The organism is Paenibacillus sp. BK033, from assembly GCF_004345425.1.
Taxonomy (GTDB): Bacteria; Bacillota; Bacilli; order Paenibacillales; family Paenibacillaceae; genus Pristimantibacillus.
This window is the reverse complement of the sequence record NZ_SLVP01000003.1, coordinates 315,711-342,198: the sequence shown is the minus strand read 5'-3', so window position 1 is coordinate 342,198 and position 26,488 is coordinate 315,711. Positions and strand designations below refer to the sequence as shown.

Sequence of the window (26,488 nt, the reverse complement as noted above, 5' to 3'; positions counted from 1 at the left end):
AACGCCTTCTTTTTCCGCCTGTTAGAATAAGGGTAACGAAAGACAACACCCTTATAGGCGAAGAGGAGGCGTTTTTTATGAGTTTTAAGGTGGCATTCGTAGGTGCGGGAAGTATCGGGTTCACACGCGGCTTGATGAGAGACTTGCTCGCCGTGCCGGAGTTTAAGGATATCCAGGTTGCTTTTACAGACATTAACGAACATAATCTCGACATGGTCACACAGCTCGTGCAAAGAGACATCAACGAGAACGGCTTGTCCATCGAGATTCAGGCCACAACCAACCGCAGAGAGGCGCTTAAGGATGCGCGTTACGTGTTCTGCGTGGTACGGATTGGCGGACTTGAGGCGTTCCAATACGATATCGATATTCCATTAAAATACGGCATCGATCAATGCGTCGGAGATACCTTGTGCGCAGGGGGGATCATGTACGGCCAGCGCGGCATTGCCGAGATGCTGAACATCTGCAAGGACATCCGTGAGGTGGCGGAGCCTAATGCACTGCTCCTTAACTACGCGAACCCAATGGCGATGCTGACTTGGGCATGCAATAAGTACGGCGGTGTACGTACCATCGGCCTATGCCATGGCGTACAAGGCGGTCACCACCAAATCGCTCGTGCGCTCGGTCGTGAGAAGAAGGATGTCGACATCATCTGCGCGGGTATTAACCATCAGACGTGGTATATCTCTGTGAAGACAGATGGCGTTGATCGTACAGGGGATCTGTTGGAGGCATTCGAATCGGTGCCGGAATTCGCTCAGACCGAAAAGGTCCGCATCGACATGCTGCGCCGCTTCGGCTACTACTCCACCGAATCCAATGGTCACTTAAGCGAATACGTGCCTTGGTACCGCAAACGCGCCGATGAGATCAAGGACTGGATCGATCTTGGCGTATGGATCAACGGCGAGACCGGCGGCTACTTGCGCGTCTGTACCGAAGGCCGCAATTGGTTCGAGACCGACTTCCCGAACTGGATGAAGGCAGAGCCGTTCAAGTACACGGCTGAGAATCGTGGGGAAGAACATGGCTCTTACATTATTGAAGGCCTCGAGACAGGCCGAGTCTACCGCGGTCACTTCAATGTCGTGAACAACGGCGTCATCACCAACCTGCCGGACGATGCCATCATCGAAGCACCGGGCTATGTCGACCGCAACGGCATCAACATGCCGGTTGTCGGCGACCTGCCGCTCGGCCCAGCAGCCGTCTGCAACGTCAGCATCTCCGTCCAACGCATGGCCGTAGAAGCCGCCGTGCACGGCGACGACAAGCTGCTCCGCCAAGCGATGATGATGGACCCGCTCACCGGTGCGGTGTGCAATCCGAAGGAGATCTGGCAGATGGCCGACGAGATGCTCGTCGCGCAGGCGAAGTGGCTGCCGCAGTATACGGAAGCGATCGCCGCAGCGGAGGAGCGGTTGGCAAGTGGTAACTTGTTGCCAACGCGGGAGAATTATCAGGGCGCTGCGCGCCTGAAGACGAAGTCGATCGAGGAGCTCAGCCAGGATCGGGAAGCGGCGACTCGCAACGCGATCGAGTCGGATAAGGCGAAAGAGCGGCCTGCGGCCGGGGTTTAAGAGATGATGTAAAAGAACTCGCTCGATGTTGAGCGAGTTCTTTTGTACAATGATGACTATAGAACCATCGTGAAAAAAGAGAACGGGAAGTATCCCAAGCTTCGTAGTACTTTAGATAAGAGAATGGGTATTCTTATTGCTTCAACATCTTATACCTGACAACCTGTCGGAGGACATCTAGTAATGAATTAATTAGTTACATGCTGTAATAAAGAGCCCTCCGCGTTGCATACAATGTCGATTTAAAAACTTAAAAGTCAAACGAGTGTCAATGCGTCTCCTTATGTGGTGGATAATGCGCAGCACGCATTCTCTTTGAACTAGATTGACCGATCTATATTGAAGACCGGGGGATTATTGAACGGACTTATTTAGCCTTCAAAATGATCACGCAAATTTGACTGATAATTAACTCAAAATTAACTTTAAGATCATGTTCCCAAACTCTAATTAAATTCCAATTATTATTTATGTAGTATTCCGTAACTTCTATATCTCTTTCCACGTTACGATTTATTTTTTTCTTCCAATAATCTGAATTCTTAGATGGCAACTTAAAATGCCGTTCACATCCATGCCAGAAACAAGAATCAATAAAAATGACTAATTTATACTTTTTTATTGCTATATCAGGTCTCCCGTACAACGAAAGAACATTTTTCCGAAATCTAAAGCCGTATTTCCAAAGAGCTTTAGATACAGATTGTTCTAATTTAGTGTTCTTACTTTTTATTTTTCCCATTAGCTTTCTTCTATTATCAGTCTTGTTAACTTCGAACACCTCCTTAGTACACAAATAGAGAACGTATGTTCTGTTCTGTTCTTTGAATATACTATACTACACGATAAAAGTTGAGAGTTTTTAATTGAAGCAGCTTTATCTACGTAGCATAAAAACAAGATGCCACTTCCCTGGGGAAATAGCATCTTGTTTTAGTTTTTATAAAAGACTAATCAAATTCCCTATAACCTGCGCGCCTTCTGCGCGGGTCATAAGCGCCTGCGGAGCAAACATATTATTGTCACGGCCATTAATCAAGCCAAGTTCCTGCGCAAGGCCTGCTGCATCCTGTGCCCAAGCACTGATGCTGCTGCCATCCACGAATGTTGCAGCACCATTCGCGACATCCGCCTGTTCACCCTTCACATACTCATAAGCCCGAACGGTCATAACGACCATTTCTTCCCGGGTAATAGCATCGTTCGGTGCAAACGTATTGGAGCTGCGCCCCATCACGATACCTGCCTTGCTAACCGCTCCAATATACCCAGCGTACCAAGCATCGGCTTTCACGTCGAGGAAGCTTACTGATCCATCAACATCTTCAAGGCCTAGAGCACGTGCGATCATTGCAGCAAATTCAGCTCGAGTAACATTGCCTTCCGGATTAAACAGGGTATCGCTAATTCCTGTCACAATATGCCTAGCAGCCATTTGCTGAATGACATCATGTGCCCAGAAGGCGGGGCTAACGTCAGTGAACGACTTATCGTACTCTAGCACGGCATAATGCGAGAAGTGCTTAACATAAGCTGTCATCACACCATCTGCTAAAGTGCCGCCAACATATTGCAAAGCTCCGTCAGTTGCGATGTAGTACACGCCAAGCAGATCAGGATTCGCGTTCGGGTCAACGGTGAATGTCAGCTTCAATGGCTCATCGAAGGTAGGCACCGGCACTGCAGTTCCATCTGCTCTGATAACCGACAAGCTGAAGTCGTAGACCGTGCTTGCTGTTGTCAGATTCACAGTACCATTAACAGCCTGGTTGTTAATCAGACTATTCACTTCACCGTTCGGCACCTTAACAGCCGAGAAGCTGATATTTGCCCCAGATGCTTGAGTACCTGTTACAGCTCCCATGATCCCGGCCAGATCATCCTTCGTAAACGAAATGGTCATGCCATTCATTACAAGCTTTAGGGTATTGTCACCCACAAGCTGAACGACATTGCTAGGGAACTGAACGGTATTCTTACCATTTGCTACAGTGACGGTAATCGTACCCGAAACCGCATTTTGCAGATCTGCGCTCGTCAGTACCTGTGTAGTTGCAGGAACAGTTGGATCAGATGGCGTTGGATTCGTTACGACTGGCGGTTGTATCCGCTCCGCTACAATAACCGTTCTAGTTACTTCATCGGCAGCATTACCGGCAGCATCAGATACGTTGTAGTGGAAGGTGTAAGTGCCAGCGACGGAAGTATCCAGCGTTGTGCCGTTATTGACGTTATTAGTAATGGTCCTCACAATTTGGCCGGTAATATCGCCATCCCGGTCGTCAGATGCGGTAGCCCCGGTGTCGGTATAGCTAGCTCCATTCGCCAGATTAACAGTGGCATCGCCAAGCAACCTGATAACCGGCTTAACCGTATCCGGATCCTCGCTCACAACAATGGTTCTAGTCACTTCATCCGCTGCATTACCGGCAGCGTCACTCACGTTGTAGTGGAAGATGTAAGTACCGGCGACGGAAGTATCCAGCGTGGTTCCGTCATTCACGTCGTTCGTAATCGTCGTAATGATACTTCCAGTAAGATCGCCATCCCAATCATCCAACGCGGTAGCGCCCGCATCGGTATATTCGGCACCGATTGGCAGGTTAACGACGGCATCTCCGTTCAGGGAGATAACCGGTTTAACGGTATCTTTTGTTGCAATAACTCCTTCAGAAGCTGCCGTCTCCTTCGCAAGCCCTTTCGACAATTGAACGGTAAAGCTGAAGCTGCCGTTGGTATCTTCGGTTGCGGCCTGGAAGGCATCCAGCGTAATGCTATCAACGGAAGCGCCGGTTGCACTTAACCCATCCAAGCCTTGGATCGCATCCTCAAGCCATGCCTTCACTTCATCCTCCGAGTTTGCTGTCACTTTCTTGACCGTATAATTACCCGCTTCAATGAGACTTTTCGCAGTCTTGAGAGCCTGCACATCCGCAGGGTCCGCAACCCGCTTCGCAACACCCAGATAGCTGATCAATGCTGCCTGGTTGCCGGTATACGTGTTGTTAATCGAATAGGTGACCGTGCTATCGACTGGCAGGGTAAAATCATAGGTCACCGTTGTGCCGTCAGGTCCAGCGATAAGACCGGTACGTACAGGCAATGCAACAACATTGTTGTCGGCATCCTTGTAGCTCAGGGTAATATCCATCGTCCGGTTCGTGTTATTCCACCAGTCACGATGGAAGGAAGTGATGGTATAGTCGCCCGCGGTTAACGGAAGGACGTAGCCGAGCGGGTTGTTCATGGTGTCGGAGCCGTAGACCCCGGTCTGACTTTTATTCGTTGCAACAACAGCTCCCGATATCGCCTTATACTTGTAGTTCGTATCAGTTGGGGTATGTCCCCAGACGGTATCGCCGGTGGAAGGCTGGTCGGCTGCATTATTAAGCAGGGAGTCTCCCACTAAAGTTTTGACCGCATTATAAGGTGGCGTCGTTGTGCTGTCCGATACTCCTGGATCTAGGAAATAGACCAGGTTGTCAGGAACAACTTCGACCTGCACGTTAATGGACAGATTGTTGCCGCCGACAATTTCGCCGGTCACTTGTACGCTGGAGTATGGCGTGCTGAAGCGCTCCGGCGTGTTGTTCAGCCAATGAACCGTTGCATCCGCATCCGTTGTTCCGTCAGCAAGCGTGACTTTAACGGTATCCGGAAGTCCCGTAACGGCTTGACCGGATCGGGTTGCGATAATCGTTGGGTACGTACCCGTGACCGCAACAGGCTGAGTCCGCAGCTTGAGGGCGCCAGATGCATCCTTCAAGTTGTTCAAGGCAAGGTCAACCTTATATTGCGTAGCCGCTTCATCGGCCAGAACCGCTTGCGCAGCCTCTATTGCCGCCGTAAAAGCTCCCCATTCCGTTGGCATGTAATCCGCTTCCTCATATCCGCTAACCTGAGTGATGAGGTCGGCGAGTGCCGCTTTGGATACCGTTCCGTACACCTCTCCCAAAATATCGATCGCATCGATGGAGAAGCTGCCGTCCTTCACGGAGACCTTCAGCGTATGAGGGCCATAGCTTAAGCCTTCATAGGAATAAGTATCCGTCCGATTGACCGAGGCGGCAGGAATAGCAATGTTCGTTCCTACAAGCTTGTCGTCTACAGCAACATCAATGGTTGCCGCTCCGGTATCGCCTACGAGACGGAAGCCGCTGCCCGTAAACGGCAGTTCAAAAGAAGTCGGATCCGCTGCATCGGCGGTTACGACGGCTTTCTCAATGGAAAGGTAGTTGCCACTGCCGGATGCCGCGGCGGTTTTGACGATTTTGACATTATGCACGCCTGGCGCAAGTCCGCTGATCTGGTAGATAAGTTGGCTGCTGCTGTTGTTGGCATAGGCTTTGCTCGTAACGACTCTCTTCGAAGCGTCATGATTATAGCCCGTTCCAAAATCGTCCAAGTACACGTCCATCCGGACAACCGCGTTGGTGCCTTGCCCTTGGCCGTATACGGAAACGCCGGTCCCGTTAAAGGTGAGGGAGGCATAGCTGCCCGTCTCGCCGGCCCATGCATTGGTGTTGTTCGAGCTCCAGGCGGCGGTATTGCCTTCGTTCTTCACCATGTACCAACGGTTCAACGTACCTTCGGTCTTGGAGGCGCTGCTGAACATAATGCTTGTTCCGCTGGTGGAGATCGTCCGGTTCAACCGGCCTGCGCCGCCGGACAAGCTATGCGCCCACGGGAAGCTGCCTTCATGGTAGGTAACGCGGGAATCCAGATCATCGACCCGTTCCGCTACGTAAGGCACATAACCGTTAACGGCTTCAACCTTCAGGTTGTCGAAAACGGATTGCTGCAGGCTTGTTTGAATCATCACCTGACCGGAGAGCGGAGCACCGCTGGCCGTATCGTTATAGGTTGTTACAACCTTGCCGTCAAGGGATGCGGTAATGAACTGGCTGGCTCCCTTAATTGAGATGCGGTGCCATTTGGAAGCATCGAACCCTGTTAAAGTGCCGCTTGCAACGGTTGCGGTCAAGCGGATCAAGCGCCAAGTGCCGTCCGCATAAACCCGGAATTTATAGCCGGATTCCGAATCGGAGGTGGTGCCGTTCAGCTTGTGGCGCATGCCAATCGCGACGTAGTTGTCTCCGGTATGCGTTGGGTCCTGATCCATCTTGAAATCGACGGAGGTCTCATAGTTCGCCCAGCGTTCATCGCCAAGTACCGTATAGGAGAATGGCGTCGTTGCCCAAGTGCCCGGCTTGTTGCCGGAGTAAATCATCTGCTTCATGCCGTTAGAACCGTCTTGGCCGATGCCCGGATACACCTCGAAGGCACCGCCTTGGTCGGCGGTATAACGAGGCGTGCCGCCGCGGCGCTCGATGTAGCTGAGGCCATTGCTGTCCGCAGGATAATCGGCGTATTCGAAATCGTCCTCGTACAGGACGGCCGGATTGCTTCCGTCAACATCCAGCACGGACTGCTCCGGAATATCGTTATTGCGCGTGTATGGCGTGCGCGGATTGCCCGTATTCGGGTTTACCGTCGTGCTTGTCACGCTGACCATGGAATGCGGTTTGACCGTAAGGGTATACGAATACACGTCACCATTATCGGTTGAAGCAAGGTTAGCAAGCTGTTTGTACCAGTTGGCGTCATAAGCTTGCCCGGCGTCGGCGCCGCGTGTTTCCCAGACCTGAAGCGGGCTGCCGGCGTTTGCGATATTTTTCTTCACGTCGAATTGGTATTCGGCCACCCGGTCGCTGTCATTAACCATGACGACGGAGAAGTCCTTCTTATCCGGGCTGACAAAAGCAAGGCGGTTATATTCCGCTCCAGCCGCGTTGCCGTCCATCTCGCTGTTGCCGCGGCTGCCGATGACGCCAAGGCTTGCGTTCGGAATGTACATCCAGCCATCGGCGGCGAATTGCGTAAATTGCATGACCGTCTGTATACCCACGTCTGGCACATAATAGCCGGACCATGGATCTCTGGCGCCGATCAGCTCCTTGCTGCTGTACGGAGCGCCGCTGTAGAAAGCGCCAATCGCGGGCTGGAACATGTAATGCGTCCGTTTGCCCTGCGTGTACATGCCGATGAAGCGGCCGGCCACGTCCAGCGCGCTGGCGACGCCGCCGAATTTTTCATCCGAGTTGGCCCGGTACTTGGCGAACGTCTGAGGCGCAACGCCTTCGCTGTACCAGACCTCCTTCTGGTTCTGCTCGTTGACCTTCAGGTAGTCGGCGCTGGTCGCCATGTTATAGTGATAAGCCATTACATCCACGGCATTCATCAGATCCGGATCTGCGAGCATCCGGGTCGGAATGTTGAGGGAAGTATTTTCGTCGGAAGCGATAATCTTGATTTTGTCGTAGTTAGGGAATTCCGCGTCGCTGCGCATGCGGTTTGCGAACCACTTGATGAAGTTGACGTTGGGAGTGCCGGTCTCGTTGCGGTCCGGGTTAATGTAGTCGAGGTCGTAGCCGTAGGTGTCATGAATGGCAATGGCCGTATCCTTGTACCATTTGTACATTCTCTCGTAGGCGGCTAATGTAGCGGGTTGGGAAGGGTCGGTATTGCCGTCGCTCCAGGGCTGTACCCAGCCTGGCTGCGTCCAGCGGAGGATGCTGACTTTTATGTCGGGATTGATGGTTTTGGCATCGGCAGCGAATAGATAACCGGCTCCGCGGCGGACATTGGCTTCTTCGTCGGCCGACCGTTTGGTAGCGGGCTCGGTGCCGGAGGAGGTGTTGGAGTCGTTGCCCATCTCGATCTTAATATCGTTGATGCCAGCGCCTGTATCCTGATTGAATAACAAATTCATCATTTCCCAGTACTGGTCGGGATGCTCTTCCTTATAATCCAGCAGCAGGCGGGATGTATTATTGGCGGACACAAGGCCGTAGCCTTTGAACGTATTGGCAGGGTTCGTATCGGCGGCGTCGCCGTCAATGGTAACCACGGTAGGCGCCGATTCGGCGGCAGCAGCCGGGGCAGGGGAGATCAGTGGTATAGCAAGAACAAGCGCTAGAACAAAAGAAAGGCTTTTTTGAAGCGGATTGCTTATCTTCATTACCTGCTCACTCCTTAATGGACGATGGTCATGCTGCAAGATGTCTCGTCTAAGATGCGATGGTGAATGCGTCTGCCATGCAACGGCTCGCGGATGTTCCCCCTTTCCGTATTCGATTACGCCGCTTTATTATAGGAAAGTTTGGAAGCGTATTCATCCAATTAATTTTACATGTAATGGAACTATCTTTACTTCTTGCGCAGTAGCTCAAAAAATAAAAATACTTGCATACAAGTTAAATCCAAGGGGGATAACCCTTTAATTTGTTCCTTATGATGAAAGCGTTTTCTCTCTATAATCTTGTTCAGAAGGAGGTGGCAGCCGAGCTTAGCAGAGAGGGTCAGACACAATAACAATCTACTTCATAGAGAATCAACGCGCAGAGATGATTCAAGTTAAGTCGTAGGTAAATGTTGTGACAAGCCATTTCAAATCCCAGGAGGTAGATTATGTTTAAGTTGAAAAAGAAAGTTATGACAGCAGTACTGGCAGCATCCATGAGTATCGGTTTATTCGCGGCAACGGCAAATGCGGCAACAGACTACTGGCAGAACTGGACGGATGGCGGCGGAACGGTGAACGCGGTTAACGGCTCCGGCGGCAACTACAGCGTGAATTGGTCGAATACCGGCAACTTCGTTGTAGGTAAAGGCTGGACTACCGGCTCTGCTTCCCGTGTTATTAACTACAATGCAGGCGTATGGGCGCCTAATGGCAACGGTTATCTGACTCTCTACGGATGGACTAGAAATTCCCTGATCGAATATTACGTGGTAGACAGCTGGGGTACATACCGGCCTACCGGTACTTATAAAGGGACTGTGAGCAGCGACGGCGGCACTTACGATATCTATACCGCTCAACGCGTCAACGCGCCATCCATTGATGGAACGGCTACCTTCACGCAATACTGGAGCGTCCGCCAATCGAAGAGAGCAACCGGCAGCAACGTTGCCATTACCTTCGCTAACCACGTTAACGCTTGGAAAAGCAAAGGCATGAACCTGGGCAGCAGCTGGTCCTACCAGGTCCTCGCGACGGAAGGCTATCAAAGCAGCGGCAGCTCGAACGTAACGGTGTGGTAAGCTAATAAGTTACTAAGAGAGCCTGAATGCTTCTTACCATATGAAAAAAAGAGCCAAGGCCGGCCGGTCTCCCTGACGGCGGCCTTCTCTATTTCGAATGCTCAAAGGAGATCAACCGATGAGAAAGCTTATTGTCTGCTCTCTATTAACAGCACTAGTCATGGTCAGCGCTTGCACGGAGGAGCCGCAGCCGGACAAAAATGCGCAGAATCAGCCTGCTCAAGCGGAGGCCGTGGTTCAGTCTTCCGCCAAGCCGGAGAATAACAAGGATGATAGCTTTGTGCTGGTGAAGGGCGGAGCCTTCGCCAATAAGAAGTCGAGCTATTACGGGAAAGACACGAAGCTCCCGGACTTCTATATCGGCAAATACGAGGTCACGCAGGAAGAGTGGGTTAACGTCATGGGAAGCAACCCCTCCCAGTTTAACGGCGGCAAGCTGCCGGTCGAGATGGTCAGCTGGTACGACGTGATCGAATATTGCAATGCAAGAAGCGTGAAGGAAGGGCTTAAGCCCTATTACAGCATCGATAAGAACACGAAGGACCCGAATAACAGGAGCGAGCATGATCAGCTCAAATGGACGGTTACGATTAACGAAGGCGCTAACGGGTACCGGTTGCCGACGGAGGCAGAATGGGAATATGCCGCAAGCGGAGGGCAGAAGAGTGGAAGCTTCACCTACAGCGGAAGCAATAACGTGAACGAAGTCGCTTGGTATTGGAGAAACGCCGGAGACAAGTATCTAGAAGGAGACTGGACCTGGCCTGCGATAGAGAACAACCACGATGCGACCAAAACGATCGGCATTAAGAAGCCTAATGAATTAGGCTTATACGATATGACGGGGAATGTACGGGAATGGTGCTGGGACTGGTACGTGGGGCAGGATGTACCGCAAGGCGCTATGCGGGTCGTCAAGGGCGGCGGCTGGATAGGCGATATCGGCAGCGCCGTGTCGGCCTTCCGGGGCAAGTTCGAGCCTAACGGCTTTGGGCCGGATCAAGGCTTCCGATTGGTTCGCGGGGAATAGATGGTGCGTAGACATACCGTCAACACGAATAAAAGCACATTGCATCAGAAGCACTGTTCGAGTAGAACAAGCGGCTGATGTGGTGTGCTTTGTTATTTGATACACTATAAGCATGGAGACTACCTTTGCTTATACCCTTTACATTGCCACGACACCGAAAAAGCTATGGGAAGCTTTGACGAGCAGCGTATATACGACGAGATATTTTTTTGGCAGCCGCATTCAGTCCGACTGGAAGGAAGGCTCGAGCATTACTTACTTAAGGAACGAAGAGGTAACGGATTACGGGATTATCCTGAAATGCGAGCCGTATCGGCTGCTTTCTTTTACCTGGACCTATGCAGCTGACAAAACGGTTCGTGATGAACCGCAAAAAGTAACCTTCGAATTAACGCCGCTGGATTCTACAGTAAAGCTAAAGCTTAAACACGAAGGTCTTGCCCCGTCAGACATTGTTGAGAAGGAAGATACCTTTGAAGGGATCAACAATGGCTGGCCGGCGATTCTGAGTAATTTAAAAAGCCTGCTGGAGACGGGAACAACGCTGCGCGCCGTTACGATATAGCCGAGTATATCTACTCAAACACAAATTAGAATTTATTTTGCGGGAACGATGGTGACTATGAAGGTTCAGTTAGACAATTACACGATAGACGTTAACGTCCTCTATGGCGTGAGGAAGAAGCTTTATCTCCAGATGGATTCGATGGGGCATATTACGATTAAGGCTCCTAACGATACAAGCGATGAAGTGATTGAGCAGGCTGTGAAGCAGCATGAAAAAGAAATCGTAAGCCGACTGCAGGCCATTGCGAAAGCGCAGGCTATAACGCCAAAGACAAGGGAATATGAGGACGAAGGGAAGTTCCTTCACCTCGGCAAGTATTATTCTCTCCATGAATTAATCGAGACGGAAGGCTTATCGGAAGAGGAGCTGCGGCTGAATCTCCGGAGGTTCTATTTTGCCAGCTGCAAGAAGGTAATAGCGGAACGGATCAAGCCTTATCAGGAGAAGCTGAAGGTCAGACCTAAGTCGATTGACATTGTTGAATCGGCGACCAAATGGGGGAGCTGCAGCTCCAGCAAAAAGCTGACCTTTAACTACCGCCTCGCGATGGCTCCGGTTGAAGTGATTGATTACGTCATTATCCATGAGCTCTGCCATCTTACGCATATGAACCATGACCGTTCCTTCTGGCGACTGCTCGGAAGCATCATGCCCGACTACAAGGACAAGGAAGCGTATCTGGCCCGTTACGGGCAGGCGATGACGCTGTAATTGGCAGGTTTTATCCATAGACATGAAATCGGCTATGCGTCAGTATAATATTGGAGCGATCTGTTTAAAAAAGAGAGAGAGGAATCTCTCTCTTTTTTTATGTCGAATTTAGCAGAAATGATGATCCTTTAGTGCTATATTAAATCTATTGACAGCATTTGATAGAAACTGAATAGCAAGGAGGTTCGAAGCCTTTGAATCCTACGCGTTTATCCTGCGACTGGTCCTACAGCGAGATTGTCAATTACGGCATCCAGCAAAATCATGTGCCGGTCGTAAGAAGTATAGAAATACATAATCATACGGAAGAGGATCTAACTAACTTTACGGTCCGGCTTACAGCCGAGCCGGATTTCGCTTACGAGTGGAGCAAAAGCTACAGCCTGCTGCCTGCCGGCCAATCGCTGAATCTCGGAACGATTCATCTGCAGATGTCGGCGTCTTATCTGGCTAATTTATCTGAACGGCAGTCGGGGACGCTTACGCTGCAGGTGCTTCAAGGGGATACGGAGGTCTGCCGAGAGCGCGGGACGATAGCCGTATTAGCCTTCGACGAGTGGAGCGGGCTTGCCGTGCTGCCGGAGCTGACGGCTGCTTTTGTCATGCCGAACCATCACCATATTGCGCAGGTCGTCCGGGAAGCCGCGGATATTCTAGCCAAATGGACCGGAAGCTCCTCGTTCACCGCTTATCAGAGCAAGGATCCGAATAAGGTGCGCATGCAAGCGGCGGCAATCTACGCGGCTTTGCAGAACCGGAAAATCGCGTATAACGTAGCGCCTCCAAGCTTTGAAGTTATTGGTCAGCGCGTACGTCTGCCGGAGACGGTCTTTACGCACCGCATGGGGAATTGCCTGGACCTGTCCCTTCTTTACACGGCCTGTCTGGAAGCGGTTGGGCTGCATCCGCTGCTCGTCTTCACGAAGGGGCATGCGTTCTCCGGCTTATGGCTGGAGGAGGAGACCTTCGCGGAAAGCGTGCAGGATGACATCTCCGTTCTCACGAAGCGGATCGCGGCGGGAATGAACCAGATCTGCGTGGTGGAGGCTACGGCTTTTGTGGAGGGCGAGACGATAAGCTTTGATCAAGCGGTTGGATTAGCGGAAAAACATCTGCAGGATCCCGACAAGTTCGACTGCGTGCTGGATATTCGAAGAGCCCGCGCCGCGGCGGTACGCCCGCTGCCGATTCGGACGGCTACGCCGGAAGGCTGGATTGTGGAGCCGCAAGCGGCAGTACCTGGCGAGACGGATGCGGCGGCGCCTGAGCTGGTTGACGTTTTTGAAAAACCGCTCGAAGTGGATGCACTGTCGCAATCCCCTCGCCAGAAGCTATGGGAACGCAGGCTGCTCGATCTGACGCTTCGGAATTCGCTTCTGAACTTCCGCTTGTCCAAGTCGAGTATTCCGGTCATTACGGCTCAGTTAGGAGATTTGGAGGACGCACTCGCTGACGGCGAGGAATTTCAGCTGCTTGCGAAGCCGAATGACTGGCAGAACAACGGCCGGAATGCGGATTTGTACCAAAGCATTAACAGCGACCACCCGCTGGCTCAGCTTCTGAAAGAGGAATTTAACCGGAAGCGTCTGCGCGTCGATCTGGATGCCGTGGAGCTGGAGAGACGGATGGTGCATCTGTACCGTTCGGCCCGAGTCTCCCTTGAGGAAAATGGGGCCAATACGCTGTATCTGGCGCTGGGCCTTCTGAAATGGTATGAGACTCCGGTCAGCGAGCTGCCTCGTTACGCTCCGATTGCTCTAATTCCGGTGGATATTATCCGGAAATCCTCGCGGCAAGGCTATGTCATCCGGGCCAGAGACGAAGAGCCGCAGATGAACATTACGCTGCTGGAAATGCTGAAGCAGGATTACGGCATCGGCATTGACGGGCTGGATCCTTTGCCTCGCGACGAGAAAGGCATTGCCCTGAAGCAGGTATTCCATGTGTTCCGGCATGCGCTGATTCAGGTGCCAAGGTGGGATGTGGAGGAGACCGCCTACCTGGGCTTGTTCTCCTTTGGTCAATTCGTCATGTGGAACGATATCCGTACGCATGCCGATAAGCTTGCCCGCAATAAAATCGTAGCCAGTCTGATGGAAGGCCGGTTGAAGTGGGAGGAGCAGCCGGAGGAGACGACTCCGCTGGATCAGGATCACCCCACCCGGTTATCCATTCCGATCAGCGCGGATTCCTCGCAGTTAGCAGCTGTTCGCGCGGCGGCAGGCGGCCAAAGCTTTGTGCTTCACGGTCCTCCGGGAACGGGCAAATCCCAGACCATTACGAACATGATTGCGGGTGCGTTGGCTCAAGGAAAGCGGGTCTTGTTCGTCGCGGAGAAAATGGCGGCCTTGTCCGTCGTGCAGCGCCGTTTGGAGCAGATTGGGCTTGGTCCGTTTTGCCTGGAATTGCATTCGAATAAAAGCACGAAAAAATCCGTTCTGGATCAACTAGCTGCCGCTATTGAGGCGAAAAAAATCCCGGCCCCCGATTCCTGGAGCAGCCAGGCGGACCGTCTGTTCCAGCTCAGAAACGAGCTGAACGGTTATGTATCGGCCCTTCACCGCAAGTATCCCTCCGGCTTGACTTTATTCGAAGCGATAGCCGGGTACGAGCAGGCGGGAGACGCTCCGGCTGTCATGCGTTTCGACGATGCTTCCATAGAAGCCTTAACGCCGGAAAAGCTGATCCTCTGGAAGGATCTCGCGGCACGCCTGCAAATCGCGGGAGCGGATTGCGGAGAGCCGCATCTTCATCCATTAAGAGATGCCGAGCTTACTACCTACTCGCAAGCGATCAAATCGGAAGCCGATCAGGTGCTGAAGCGATATATTCCGATGCTGGCTCAGCTGCGTGAAGCCGCGAGCCAGGCGGCGGGACGTCTGAAGCTGAATGTGAATACGGAAAGTCTCAGCTACCAGCAGCTTCAGCTTTTAATGCAGCTCTGCGAGCTGGCGAGCCGGGTTCCCGAGATGAAGCCGGCCTTCTTTCAGGCTAAGGATATCGAAGAGGCTGGGGCGCAGGTGAGGGCAACGGCCGAGCAAGGCAAGCGCAGGGACCAGCTCCGGGCGAAGGTATTCGCCAGATTCACCACGGAGGTTGCCGTGCTGGACGCAAAGTCGGTTCTAGCGGAATGGGACCGAACGGAGCTGCAATGGTTCCTGCCGAAATGGTCGGGGCAAAAGCGTATTTTTAAAAAGCTGAAGAGTCTGGCGGCTAACGCCTCTTCCTTCTCTAAGGATCAGGTTAAGCCCGCTCTCGTGGAACTAACCGCCTGGCAGGAAGAAGAGTTGAAGCTGAAGACGATGAAGACAGCTGCATCGCCTTATCTTGGTCAGGCATGGGCGGATGCGGAGGATGGCAAATGGGAGGAGCTTGCTAGTGCCTGCGATTGGGTAGAAAAGCTGCAAGCAACGCTTGTTCAATGGTCCGGCAGCCGGACTGCGGCTCATTCCTCGAGACAGCAGATGGCGGATGTCCTTCTGGACGGCCGTCATGATCAGGCTCTGCTCACCCTCCTGCAAGGAATCGGAAGCCTTGATCAACGGATCAAGGCGGATGAGCTCGAGCTAGCCAGACAGCTGAGCATTCCGTTCGAGAAGCTGCGGACATCGGAGACCGCAGGGGAGTGGCTGGTCTATATCGCGGACAAAGCGAAGCTATGGTCCGCCCATATCGACCGGCTGCGCGAATGGAGCACATGGCGCAGAGTGCGCACGGAAGCGGTGGAAGCCGGGTTGTCGTCTCTTATTACGCCGTATGAGGAAGGGCAGGTTTCTAATGCCCAGCTGATTGCCGCCTATGAGAGAGGGCTGTACAAATCGATTGCCAACTACATGATTGCAAGGGATCAAAGCCTGCAAGCCTTCTCGGGCAAATTATTCGAGGATACGATCGAGCGGTTCAGAGCCGCGGATCAGCAGTATTTGAGCTTAACCCAGCAGGAGATTGCGGCACGTTTATCCGCCAAAATCCCGCAAATGACGGTGGAAGCCGCGCAAAGCTCCGAGGCAGGGATTTTGCAGAGGGCCATTCGCAGCGGCGGACGGAATCTTTCGATTCGCAAGCTTTTCGAGTCCATCCCGAATCTGCTGCCAAGACTGACGCCCTGCATGCTGATGAGTCCGATTTCGGTCGCGCAGTATTTGGATCCGAATGGCGCCAAGTTTGATCTGGTTATTTTTGACGAAGCGTCCCAGGTACCGACGGCCCAGGCGGTTGGAGCGCTCGCGAGAGGGCATCAAGCCGTTATCGTAGGCGATCCGAAGCAGCTGCCTCCGACAAGCTTCTTCTCGAAAAATTCGAACGAAACGGACGAGGAAGAAGCGCTGCAGGACATGGAAAGCATTCTGGATGACTGTCTGGCGCTTGGCATGCCGGAGCGGCATCTCACCTGGCATTACCGAAGCCGGCATGAGAGCCTGATTGCCTTCAGCAACGCTCATTATTACGAGAACAAGCTGATGACCTTCCCGTCTCCGGATGAGCCGGTCTCCAGCGTGACTCTTATACCGATCGAAGGCTATTATGACCGCGGACGTTCGAAGCAGAACCGGGCGGAGGGCGAAGCGGTTGTAGCGGAAATGATCCGCAGAGTGAAGGATCCGGTCTTGCGCCAGCGCAGTATTGGCGTGGTGACGTTCAGCTCCGTGCAGCAGACCTTGATCGAGGATTTGCTCGAGGAAGCGATGAAGCAGGATCAGGAGCTCGATCTGTTATTTGCGCAGCTGCCGGAGCCCGTCTTTGTGAAAAACCTGGAGAACGTGCAGGGGGATGAACGGGATGTTATTCTGTTCTCCGTTGGCTACGGTCCGGATGCTTCCGGCAAGGTCAATCTGAACTTTGGACCGCTGAACCGGCAGGGCGGCTGGCGCCGTCTGAACGTTGCCGTATCCCGTGCGAGATACGAGATGCTGGTCTACTCGACGTTAATGTCTCATCATTTGAACGCAAGCCGGATCAGCGCGCAAGGGGTGCTTGGCCTCAAAGCCTTCCTGGATTACGCGGAAAAAGGCCAGCGCGCGCTTCCGGCGAGCTCGGCCTCCGAGCAAATCTCGCTGGTGTCCAATCTACACCGCAGCCTGGTTGACGAACTGAAGGCTCTTGGTTATGAAACGGAGCAGCATGTAGGCGCGTCGGGCTACCGGATTGATCTCGGGGTGCTTGATCCGGTGAATAAAGGGCAATATGTGCTTGGTATTTTGCTGGACGGACCGATGTACCGGGATGCGGAGGCCGCCCGCGACAGGGATATTTTACGCGTGCAGGTGCTGGAGCAGCTTGGCTGGAAGCTAGTCCGGGTATGGAGTCCGGAGTGGTGGGAGAACAAGGATAACGTAATTCGACAGGTGGTCGGTGCGATTGAGCAAGCCAAGGAACAAACGCTTGTGGCGGAAAGGCTTTCTTTTTCTAAACCTGTCGTGACGATTCATTCCGAGCCGGCTCCTGTGGATGCTGCAGAGGTTCCGGAAGCTTCGGAAGAACCCGCAGCGATTGAGGAGACAGGTAAGCAGGATTCGTCGCTTTCGTATATACCGTGCCAGCTTGAGCCGGTCTCGCTTGGAACAGACCTTTTCTATTCTCCCGCATCGACGGAGCTGATCCTTGGACAGATCAGGCAGGTTATCCGCGAGGAAGGGCCAATCAGCCGCAGTTTGCTGGCGAAGCGGGTGCTGCAGGCTTGGGGCATAACCCGTCTTGGAGCTAAGCTTGATCAGCGCCTCGCCGATCTGATTGTACGGCTTAAGCCTGTGGAGACGGTCTCGGAAGGGGCTGTCTTCTACTGGCCGGAAGGCAGCGAGCCTTCCGGCTACGACCGGTACCGGGTTGCGACGGAAGAAGCAAGGCGGGCGGCGGAGGAGCTGCCTGCGGAGGAAGTCGCAGCCGCGGTGAAGGCAGTGCTTGCTGCGCAAATCAGTCTGCCGCAAGAGGATTTGATCAAGCAGGTTGTGAAGCAACTCGGCTACGCAAGATCAGGCAATGCTCTTGACCGGGTAATCCGGAGTGGCATACAGAAAGCCATTGAGCTCGATTACGTGCAGTCCGATGAACAGGAACGGATTGTTCTGAAATAAGTGGTGAGAATGACCGCATACATGATGTATGCGGTCATTTCTTTTTTGGATGATGTACGATAGTTCTAAATAGCAAGGAATACGGGAATACGGCATCGAATTGGTGATGGTTGTAATAATTCCAAAGAATTGAGGCATCCAAGTATGGAAGAAATGTATGTCAGGGAAATTAGGGTATCTGATTACCAAGATATTTATTTGCTAAATCAAGACTTCAACTCCAATCTACGTGCATTTTCTGAAGAGAAAGTAAGAGCTAAGATTGAAATCATAATAAAGAACACGAAAGATATCATATTTGTTTATGAACAAGACGCCGAGGTAATCGGATATATTCACGGAAGTCCATATGAATTACTTTTTTCCGACTCTTTAGTAAACATTCTGGGATTTGTTGTTAAGGAAGGTTATAGGAATCAGGGGATAGGAAGCACCTTGATTGATCGCCTTGAACAGTGGGGGCAGGACAATGGATTTTCCGGGATTAAGCTATTATCCCACCCAAGTCGAATACACGCTCACAGGTTCTATGAGAGACGTGGCTATAGGTTTACAAAGGATCAAAAAAATTATATAAAAAAATTCAACGACTAAACTTATGTTCGTAAATGAACCGCCTACGTAAAGGCGGTTTTATTTTGTCGAGAAACCAACATGATCGCTTTCCAAGAAAGTACTTGAACATTTCTTTTTATTATGTCATATTGATATTATCAAAACGATAATATGAAATACCGAGGGAGGTTCAGCGCTCTTGAACTTAAACGAAAACGAAACGAATTATTCCGCCAGCAACTATCGGACTCCGGACGGTGCGCCTACGGATATTGTTATTTTTACGATAACCTCTCAAGAGAAAGAGACGGCAAAAAAAACACTCCCTAACAGGGAGCTTCAGGTATTGCTCATTCGGCGGAAAGTGTGGCCATTTGCAGGCCAGTGGGCGTTGCCGGGCGGGTTTACCCGGGAGACGGAGACGGTGGAGGAATGCGCAATCCGGGAGCTGAAGGAGGAAGCCGGTGTCGAGCGTGTGCGCATGGAGCTTCTGAAGGTGTACAGCAAGCCCGGTCGCGACCCTCGGGGCTGGATGATCAGCCATGCATTTTGCGCGCTCGTTAATGAACGTTACCTGCGAGACCGGCGGGCATCGGACGATGCGGAGGATGTCCAGCTATTCTCGCTAAGCGAAGCGCTCGGGATGGATCTGGCTTTTGACCATCACGATATTATCCGTGACGCTTACCGGCGGATACAGCAGCAGATGGTGACCGAGCCAATCGCCAAGGAGTTTTTGCCGGAGGAATTTACGATCGGAGAGCTGTATCAGATCATTCAGACGGTTGTGCCAACGTTCGAGGAGAAGAACTTTATCCGCAAGGTGACCTCTACGCAAAGCCGCAAGGGTCTCATTGAGGAAGTCCGCCACGCGGACGGAAGTCTGAAGCAGTCCAATCAGTATTCGCAGCGTGCGGCGCAGCTGTACCGTTTTACCGGCTTTGTGCCGGAGCTTTCGATTTATAGTTAATGAATGCTTACGAAGTATGAATCATCACAAGCGGCCAGAATATAGCCATTTAGGTGACAATTCATTTTAGGAGGAGATTCTTATGAAGCAAAATCTATCGATGCTGGGATTGCTTGCGGCGATCTTGGCGGTCGCTTATTTTACATCGTCGAGTGCCATTGAGATTGCGGCTACAACTACCGGGCTGGCCGCCGTCTGGCTGACCGCGAAGGAGAAGCTGTGGACTTGGCCGATTAGCCTGGTCAACGTAGCCTGCTTCTTCTATATGTTCCTTGATGTGAAGCTGTATGCGGATATGACGCTGCAGGTGTTCTTTTTCGTGCTTAGCATTTATGGCTGGGTCGTATGGATGACCAAACGCGAAGGGGCGGCCGTTCGGCCAACGCGCACCTGGACTACACGGATGGCTGCGCTGCTAATTGGGTTCCTGATTGTTTTCACAGTGGTGTGGGGCTACGTTCTTGTGCGTTATACCGATGCGTCTATTCCTTATCTAGATGCTTTTATCGCTACATTAAGCCTTGTCGCCCAATTCCTGCTCTCGTACAAAATTCTGCAAAGCTGGTACTTCTGGATTGTAGTTGACGTTCTGTCGATTGGCATGTATTTCTACAAGGAGCTGTACGCGACTTCGTTCTTGTATGTTATTTTTCTCGGCATTGCGATTATGGGGCTTGTGGAGTGGAAGCGGGAATATGCGCGGAGAAGTACAGCTGTACAGTCGCAGCAGGATGAGGTGAACACGTATGTCGGCTGAAAAAGTCGGGCTGACGCTGGGCAAGTTTGCCCCGTTTCACCGCGGACACCAGCATGTGGTGGAGACGGCGCTGCGTGAAGTCGACCATCTGATTGTCGTTATTTACGACAGCCCCGAGGTGACCACGGTGCCGTTATCTGTTCGGGCACGCTGGATTCGCGAGCTGTATCCCGCCGTTGAAGTGCTGGAAGCTTGGGACGGTCCGTCGGACAGCGGGGATACGCCCGAGATCAAGCGTATACAGGAGAATTATATTTTGGGCCTTCTTGGCGGCCGGAAGGTAACTCATTTCTACTCCAGCGAATTCTACGGCGAGCATATGAGCGAAGCGCTTGGGGCGGTTAATCGTCAGGTCGATCCGCTCCGGGAGACGTTTCCCGTATCCGGGACCAAGGTTAGAGAGGCTTTGTTCGAAAATAAAAGCCTGGTAGCTCCGGTCGTTTATCGGGATCTCATCACAAATGCCGTTTTCCTCGGAGCCCCGTCTACCGGTAAAACTACAATGGCCGCCCGGATGGCCGAAGAGCTGCAGACGGTCTGGATGCCCGAGTACGGCCGGGAATATTGGGAGGAGCATCAGATCGAGCGCCGTTTGACGCTGGAGCAGCTGGTCGAGATTGCGGAGGGGCATCTGGAGCGGGAGGAGCGCTTGCTGCCCGAGGCAAAGGATGTGCTATTCGTAGATACCAATGCGATTACGACTTACATGTTCTCGCTCTATTATCATGGCAAGGCTCATCCCAAGCTGGAGGAGATGGCGGTCCGCTGCGCTTCGCGGTATGATCTCGTCTTCCTATGCGGGGATGATATTCCGTATGACGATACGCCGGACCGCTCGGGTGAGGTGAACAGGGCTATTTTTCAGAAGCGGATTGTGGCGGATCTGATTGAGCGTAAAATTCCTTTTATCCCGCTTCGCGGCAGCTTGGAGGAGAGGGTGCGGCAGGTAAAAGCCGTTCTAGGGCGCTATGAGAAATACAGAAATCCATAGGAATGGATGGGGGTGTTGCGATGATGCGAAATCGAATTCTTGGCGGTTTGTTTGGGGTTGCGGTTGGCGATGCGCTGGGCGGAACAACCGAGTTTATGAGCGAAACGGAAATCCGGCGCAAGCACGGCTGGCTGGAGGAAATCGTTGGCGGAGGCGTCTGGGGGCTTGAGGCCGGAGAGATTACGGACGATACGGCGATGACCATCGCGGTAGCGAGAGGTATTTTGCGCAATCCGCTTGATCCGATTGAGGCGATCGGGGAGTATTTTATGGCTTGGAAGGCTACCCATCCGAAAGATATCGGGAATATCATCCGAACGGTGTTGGGTCTCTATGCCGGAAGCTGGCCGGAGGCGGCCCGAAAGGCGGGCGTTCTGCTGAACGGAAAAACGGCGGGGAACGGCACGTTGATGCGTTGTTTGCCTGTTGCCCTAGCGTATAAGGATGCGGCGTTAATGGAAGAGGTAACCCGCCGCCAGTCGGAGATGACGCATGAGGATCCGTTGGCTGCGGAGGCTTGTCTCATTTATAACCGGATTGCCGCTCGACTGCTGAAAGGGGAACAGCTGGCTTCGGCTATCCGAGCCGAAACAACCGGAACCCGTTATGAACGGCTGTTAAACGGTGCAGCACCGGTATCTCCGCCGGACGGGTTTGTTGTCCACACGATGGAATGGGTTGTCCATCATCTGCTTGCGGCGGAGAGCTTCGGGGATGTGGTGCAGCGTGCGGCGAACAAAGGCGGCGACTCGGATACGATTGGCGCCATCGCAGGCGGACTTGCCGGTATCTGCTGGGGATACGACGGGATTCCGTCCAAGTATACGGAGAAAATCCTGCTGAGACAGGAACTCGCGGAGTTGGGAGACGCACTTCTCGCATTGCGAGAAAGTAAGAAGCTATAGGCGATAGGTAATTGCATGATTAGGGGCTTCCAATAGGTCATCATAGATGATCTTGGGAGCTTCTTTTCGTTTAATTAGGGCAGCTGCTTGCAGCAGGTAGTAAGGGGAAAACGCTCATCAGAATGGATATCCTCGAGTAAATTTACGCTATTCTGATGCTAGTCCACCATACGTTGGATTCCGTCCACGATTATGACTGAGTTTAAGGTCATCTGCGTGGGATTAAGCTCATTTTGCTGTACGCAGTTCAACGTAGGAACGCAAACCCGGGTAACATTGATCTATACGCTGGCGTGCATCCAACGTGGGCGGAGTTGCTGTGGAAGGCTTAACGATGTGCCACATCGTTAAGCCATCGGCTAGAGCCCGAATCCAGCCGCTTAACGATACGCGCCAGGAACGTTGTTGGCAATGACATCATTCATCGGCATATGAAGGTTATTCATCCGGATCCGCCCAATCATGCTATGTGCAATCAGGGGCCAATCGAGACCTTGAAGGCGGTTTTCCTTCGTGGCGCCCGGTTCATGCTCCAGCCAGATTTCGAATAGAATCGTTTTTTTCAATAATTCCAAATACATCTCTGCTGCTAGATTGCGCATAATCACAGTCCTTTGCATTCTTAGCGTTAAGGTAAGAATATGAACCTAGCATGAAAATGGATTGTGTATACGACCACCCGAGCGAAAAACTCAGCGCAAAACTCATAGTTTAATAGGATAAACGCGCCAGCCTTTTTTATCATTGACATAAAATTTAATATAGCATTATAATATATCCATTATAACAAATGTTAATATGATAAAGGAGTTGTTTTCATGAGCGCAATTCGTCCCCCTGCAGTCCCTCTCGTAACGGTAGATCCTTATTTCAGTGTATGGTCCCAAGCAGACCGTCTTACGGATGACTTTACCCGCCATTGGACGGGACAACGGCATGCCATGACGGGCCTGATCCGTATTGACGGAATGATCGAGCGGTTTGCGGGGCTGGTGGAGCCTAATGCGGAGCGGTACTACACGGAACCGCAGGCGATGGAGCAAAAGAGCGTATCCGTATCACCGCTCAGCACGGTCTACGTGTTCCAATCGGCAGGAATCGAATTGACCGTCCGCTTTACGTCCCCGCTGCTTCTGAATGACCTGGACGTGCTGTCGAGACCGGCTTCTTACGTGGCGTTCGAAGTGCGCTCGACCGATGGCGAGGAGCATGACGTTCAGATCTACTTCGACGTTACCGGCGAATGGTGCGTGGACCAATCGAAGCAAGCCGTGATCAGCAAGAAGCAGGAAACTGACGGCCTGATCTCGCTGCAGATCGCTCATGAGACGCAAGAGCCCGTGAACCGTTCCGGCGATGATCACCGCATTGACTGGGGCTACTTCTATCTGAACGCGGAGAAATCCGATCAAGTGAGCGGCTACATTGCGCCTGCGCATATCCGCAAAAACTTTGTTCGAAGCGAGAAATTAGCCGAATCTCCAGCACAGACGGAAGCTCAGGTTGTTGCGGACGTCCAGCCGGTTATGGCGCTTGTCTACAACATCGGCAGCGTAGGCGCCGTAACGGAGAAACGACTGGCCGTGCTCGCTTACGACGATGTGATCGCGATTGAATATTTCGGCGAGAAGCTGCAGGCTTATTGGAAACGAAACGGACAAAGCACGCAGGACATGATCGCGGCCGCATTCTCGGAATACGAGAGTCTGCTCGAGCGCTGCGCTGCTTTTGATAAGCAAATCATTGCCGAAGGCGAGCAATCCGGCGGAAGCCGTTATGCGGATCTGCTGGCGTTATCCTACCGTCAGGCTATCGCCGCGCATAAGCTGGTGCTTGATACGGAAGGCGAGATCCTGTTCCTGTCCAAGGAATGCTACAGCAACGGCTGCATGGCTACGGTTGACGTCAGCTACCCATCCGTTCCGATGTTCCTGCTATACGCACCGGAGCTGGTTGAAGGGATGATTCGCCCGATTCTGAAATATGCGGAGAGCGACGCGTGGACCTTCGAATTCGCGCCGCATGATATCGGTCAGTACCCGATCGGCAACGGCCAGGTATACAGCGAGAACCAGCGCGAAGGACAAATGCCTGTCGAGGAATGCGGCAACATGCTTTGCATGGCGGCATCCGTCGCTCTTGCAGGCGGCAACCGCGACTATCTATTCAGCCATATCGATATTCTTGGCGAATGGGCGGATTACTTGACCGAATTCGGCCTCGATCCGGAGAACCAGCTGTGCACGGACGACTTTGCAGGCCACCTTGCGCGCAACGCGAACCTGTCCGTGAAGGCGGTTATGGGCGTAGCGAGCTATTCCATCCTGAAGAAGCTGCAGGGCGATGAAGAAACGGCTGGCCGTTACATGGCCAAGGCGAAGGAAATGGCCGTGCAATGGGAGCAGCTTGCGTCGGATGGCGACCATACGAAGCTGGCTTTCGGCTCGGAGGGCACGTGGAGCCTCAAGTACAATCTGATCTGGGATGTGCTGTTTGGCACGGAGCTGTTCTCCAAAGAGATGATTAACAACGAAATCAGCTGGTATAAGAAGATGAAAAACGACTACGGCACGCCGCTAGACAACCGTGCCAACTATACGAAGAACGACTGGCTTGTCTGGTCGGCCGCGCTGTCGGATAACCAGAACGATTTCGAAGAGCTGGTAAGCCCGATCTGGGATATGCTGAACGAGACCGATGACCGCGTACAGTTCTCCGACTGGACGGATACGGTTACGGCCCGCCAAATCGGCTTCCAGCACCGGACGGTCGTCGGCGGCATCTTCATGAAGGTGCTGAAGGACAAGGGCATTATGAAGGCTTTCCAAGCGGTTTCTTCCGTCAACGGAGGAAAGTAAAATTCATTAACCTGAGACGGACAGGGGCGCATGTGAAGTGCGCCCTTGTTTTTGCTCTACACGGGAAAATAGACAATTGTTTAAATAACTGCTTTGTTAACAAACCCGATCATGGTATATTTGTTATAACCAATGAATTGCGGTCCGGATAGGAGGATTATTTGTGAGTCAAGATAGAGAGCCTCTGTATATCAAAATACAGAATCATTTCAAAGATCTGATCATTTCCAGGGAGCTCGTAGAGGATGATAAAATCCCGACGGAAAAAGATCTGATGGACGAATTCGACGTCAGTCGGATTACGGTCGTGAATGCACTTGCGGAGCTAGCGAAGGACGGGTGGATTTACCGGATTCCGGGAAGAGGAAGCTTCGTCAAAGGCATCCCGGAGAAGCAAATGGCAGTCAGTCCGATCAGCGACGCCCGTGGCGGGGAGCAGGCAGGACCAAAGGTGAAGATTGGCCTCGTGTTTCCCGTGCTTGGCGACTATTTCGCCATTCGCCTGATAGCGGGGATAACGGACGGCCTTAAGGCCAAAGGATACTCGCTTGTGATTATGCTGACCAACAACTCCAAGGAGAAAGAGAAGGAAGTTATCCGGGAGATGAAGAACACCGTTGACGGGCTTATTATTTTCCCGGTCGACGCCGAGGTGTACAACGAAGAGATTATCGCGCTCAAAATGCAGAACTACCCGTTTGTCCTGATTGACCGGTACCTGCCGGGCGTGGAGACAAACGTTGTTGCTTCGGACAGCGCGCTTGCCACGATGCTGGCGGTTGATCATTTGTGGGAGCTTGGGCACCGCAATATTGCGATCTGCTCGGATTCCCCGCTGATGACCGTCTCCGTGGACGAACGGATCCAGGGCTACCAGGAAGCCATGAAACAGAAGGAAGCGTTGATTAATCCGTCGCTTATTCTGAATGACATTCATATTAACGGCGGCGGCATGAGTGCCGAGCATCCGTTCTACCGCTTCGTGAAAAATCAAATGGCAACCGCCTATATCGCGCTCAACTGCTCGCTTGGCGTCCAGATTTTATCGATTGCCAAGGAGGTTGGCCTTCGCGTTCCGGAGGATATCTCCATCGTGACGTTCGATAATCCGACGCCGCTGCTCGAGGAATTCAGCCTGCTGACGCATATCGACCAGTCGGAATACCAAATGGGGGCCGAAGCGGTGCAGCTGCTCCTTCAGGTCATCGAGAACAAAGGCAAGCAGCCTAAATTCGAGAAGAAAATCCTGAAGCCTACCCTCATTGTCCGCAAAACAACGGCAAAAGCGAAAGCCTAAGCGCCATCCCGGCAAAAGCATACGAGAAACCCGATACCCTTGCAATTTTGGGGCGTCGGGTTTTCTTTTTTTATTTGACTAAT

General features: G+C 52.4%; 16 protein-coding genes. 13 read left to right on the top strand and 3 right to left on the bottom strand.

Annotation, left to right across the window (positions count from 1 at the left end):
- Positions 1-77: 77 nt before the first annotated feature.
- Positions 78-1,586, top strand: a complete 1,509-nt coding sequence (melA, locus tag EV294_RS13790) for an alpha-glucosidase/alpha-galactosidase (RefSeq protein ID WP_132307651.1) — start codon at positions 78-80, stop codon at positions 1,584-1,586.
- A 367-nt stretch (positions 1,587-1,953) separates the two neighbouring features.
- Here the strand turns inward: melA and EV294_RS13785 are convergent, their stop codons facing one another.
- Together EV294_RS13785 and EV294_RS13780 are read right to left on the bottom strand one after the other, a co-directional pair.
- Positions 1,954-2,367 carry a very short patch repair endonuclease gene (locus EV294_RS13785; RefSeq protein WP_279513578.1) on the bottom strand — a complete coding sequence of 138 codons (414 nt, stop codon included), beginning with the start codon at positions 2,365-2,367 and terminating at the stop codon, positions 1,954-1,956.
- A gap of 159 nt (positions 2,368-2,526) precedes the next feature.
- Positions 2,527-8,607: an S-layer homology domain-containing protein gene (locus tag EV294_RS13780; RefSeq protein ID WP_132307647.1), complete on the bottom strand. Its 6,081-nt coding sequence runs from the start codon at positions 8,605-8,607 to the stop codon at positions 2,527-2,529.
- Between the two features lie 449 nt (positions 8,608-9,056).
- Between EV294_RS13780 and EV294_RS13775 the strand changes: the two genes are divergently transcribed.
- From EV294_RS13775 to EV294_RS13730, 10 genes are all read left to right on the top strand, one after another.
- The gene (locus EV294_RS13775) at positions 9,057-9,692 is read left to right on the top strand and encodes a glycoside hydrolase family 11 protein (RefSeq protein WP_132307645.1); all 636 of its coding nucleotides are present in this window, start codon (positions 9,057-9,059) and stop codon (positions 9,690-9,692) included.
- Positions 9,693-9,810: 118 nt separating this feature from the next.
- The gene (locus EV294_RS13770; protein WP_132307643.1) at positions 9,811-10,722 is read left to right on the top strand and encodes a formylglycine-generating enzyme family protein; all 912 of its coding nucleotides are present in this window, start codon (positions 9,811-9,813) and stop codon (positions 10,720-10,722) included.
- A 112-nt stretch (positions 10,723-10,834) separates the two neighbouring features.
- Entirely contained in the window at positions 10,835-11,287 is a 453-nt protein-coding gene (locus EV294_RS13765) for an SRPBCC family protein (RefSeq protein ID WP_132307641.1), read from the top strand.
- Between the two features lie 57 nt (positions 11,288-11,344).
- Positions 11,345-12,001, top strand: coding sequence for a M48 family metallopeptidase (locus EV294_RS13760; protein WP_132307639.1), 657 nt, complete (start codon positions 11,345-11,347; stop codon positions 11,999-12,001).
- 194 nt (positions 12,002-12,195) lie between these two features.
- Entirely contained in the window at positions 12,196-18,072 is a 5,877-nt protein-coding gene (locus EV294_RS13755) for a DUF3320 domain-containing protein (protein WP_132307637.1), read from the top strand.
- A gap of 144 nt (positions 18,073-18,216) precedes the next feature.
- A complete protein-coding gene (locus tag EV294_RS13750) occupies positions 18,217-18,666 on the top strand; it encodes a GNAT family N-acetyltransferase (RefSeq protein WP_132307635.1) in 450 nt (149 codons plus the stop codon).
- A 160-nt stretch (positions 18,667-18,826) separates the two neighbouring features.
- Positions 18,827-19,597, top strand: a complete 771-nt coding sequence (locus EV294_RS13745) for an NUDIX domain-containing protein (RefSeq protein ID WP_132307633.1) — start codon at positions 18,827-18,829, stop codon at positions 19,595-19,597.
- A gap of 82 nt (positions 19,598-19,679) precedes the next feature.
- Positions 19,680-20,354 carry a nicotinamide riboside transporter PnuC gene (pnuC, locus tag EV294_RS13740; protein ID WP_132307631.1) on the top strand — a complete coding sequence of 225 codons (675 nt, stop codon included), beginning with the start codon at positions 19,680-19,682 and terminating at the stop codon, positions 20,352-20,354.
- Complete coding sequence (locus EV294_RS13735; RefSeq protein WP_132307629.1) at positions 20,344-21,345, top strand: AAA family ATPase; 1,002 nt, start codon at positions 20,344-20,346, stop codon at positions 21,343-21,345. The genes pnuC and EV294_RS13735 overlap by 11 nt, the downstream gene beginning before the upstream one ends.
- Positions 21,346-21,365: 20 nt before the next feature.
- Positions 21,366-22,250: an ADP-ribosylglycohydrolase family protein gene (locus tag EV294_RS13730; protein WP_132307627.1), complete on the top strand. Its 885-nt coding sequence runs from the start codon at positions 21,366-21,368 to the stop codon at positions 22,248-22,250.
- A 380-nt stretch (positions 22,251-22,630) separates the two neighbouring features.
- On the opposite strand, the gene EV294_RS13725 is transcribed toward EV294_RS13730, so the two are convergent.
- Positions 22,631-22,825: a TylF/MycF/NovP-related O-methyltransferase gene (locus EV294_RS13725; RefSeq protein ID WP_481856074.1), complete on the bottom strand. Its 195-nt coding sequence runs from the start codon at positions 22,823-22,825 to the stop codon at positions 22,631-22,633.
- 243 nt (positions 22,826-23,068) lie between these two features.
- Between EV294_RS13725 and EV294_RS13720 the strand changes: the two genes are divergently transcribed.
- Both EV294_RS13720 and EV294_RS13715 read left to right on the top strand, forming a co-directional pair.
- Positions 23,069-25,108 carry a glutaminase family protein gene (locus tag EV294_RS13720; RefSeq protein ID WP_132307625.1) on the top strand — a complete coding sequence of 680 codons (2,040 nt, stop codon included), beginning with the start codon at positions 23,069-23,071 and terminating at the stop codon, positions 25,106-25,108.
- A gap of 163 nt (positions 25,109-25,271) precedes the next feature.
- Positions 25,272-26,405 (top strand): GntR family transcriptional regulator, encoded by a 1,134-nt coding sequence (locus tag EV294_RS13715; RefSeq protein ID WP_132307623.1) that lies wholly within the window; start codon positions 25,272-25,274, stop codon positions 26,403-26,405.
- The last annotated feature ends 83 nt before the right edge of the window (positions 26,406-26,488 follow it).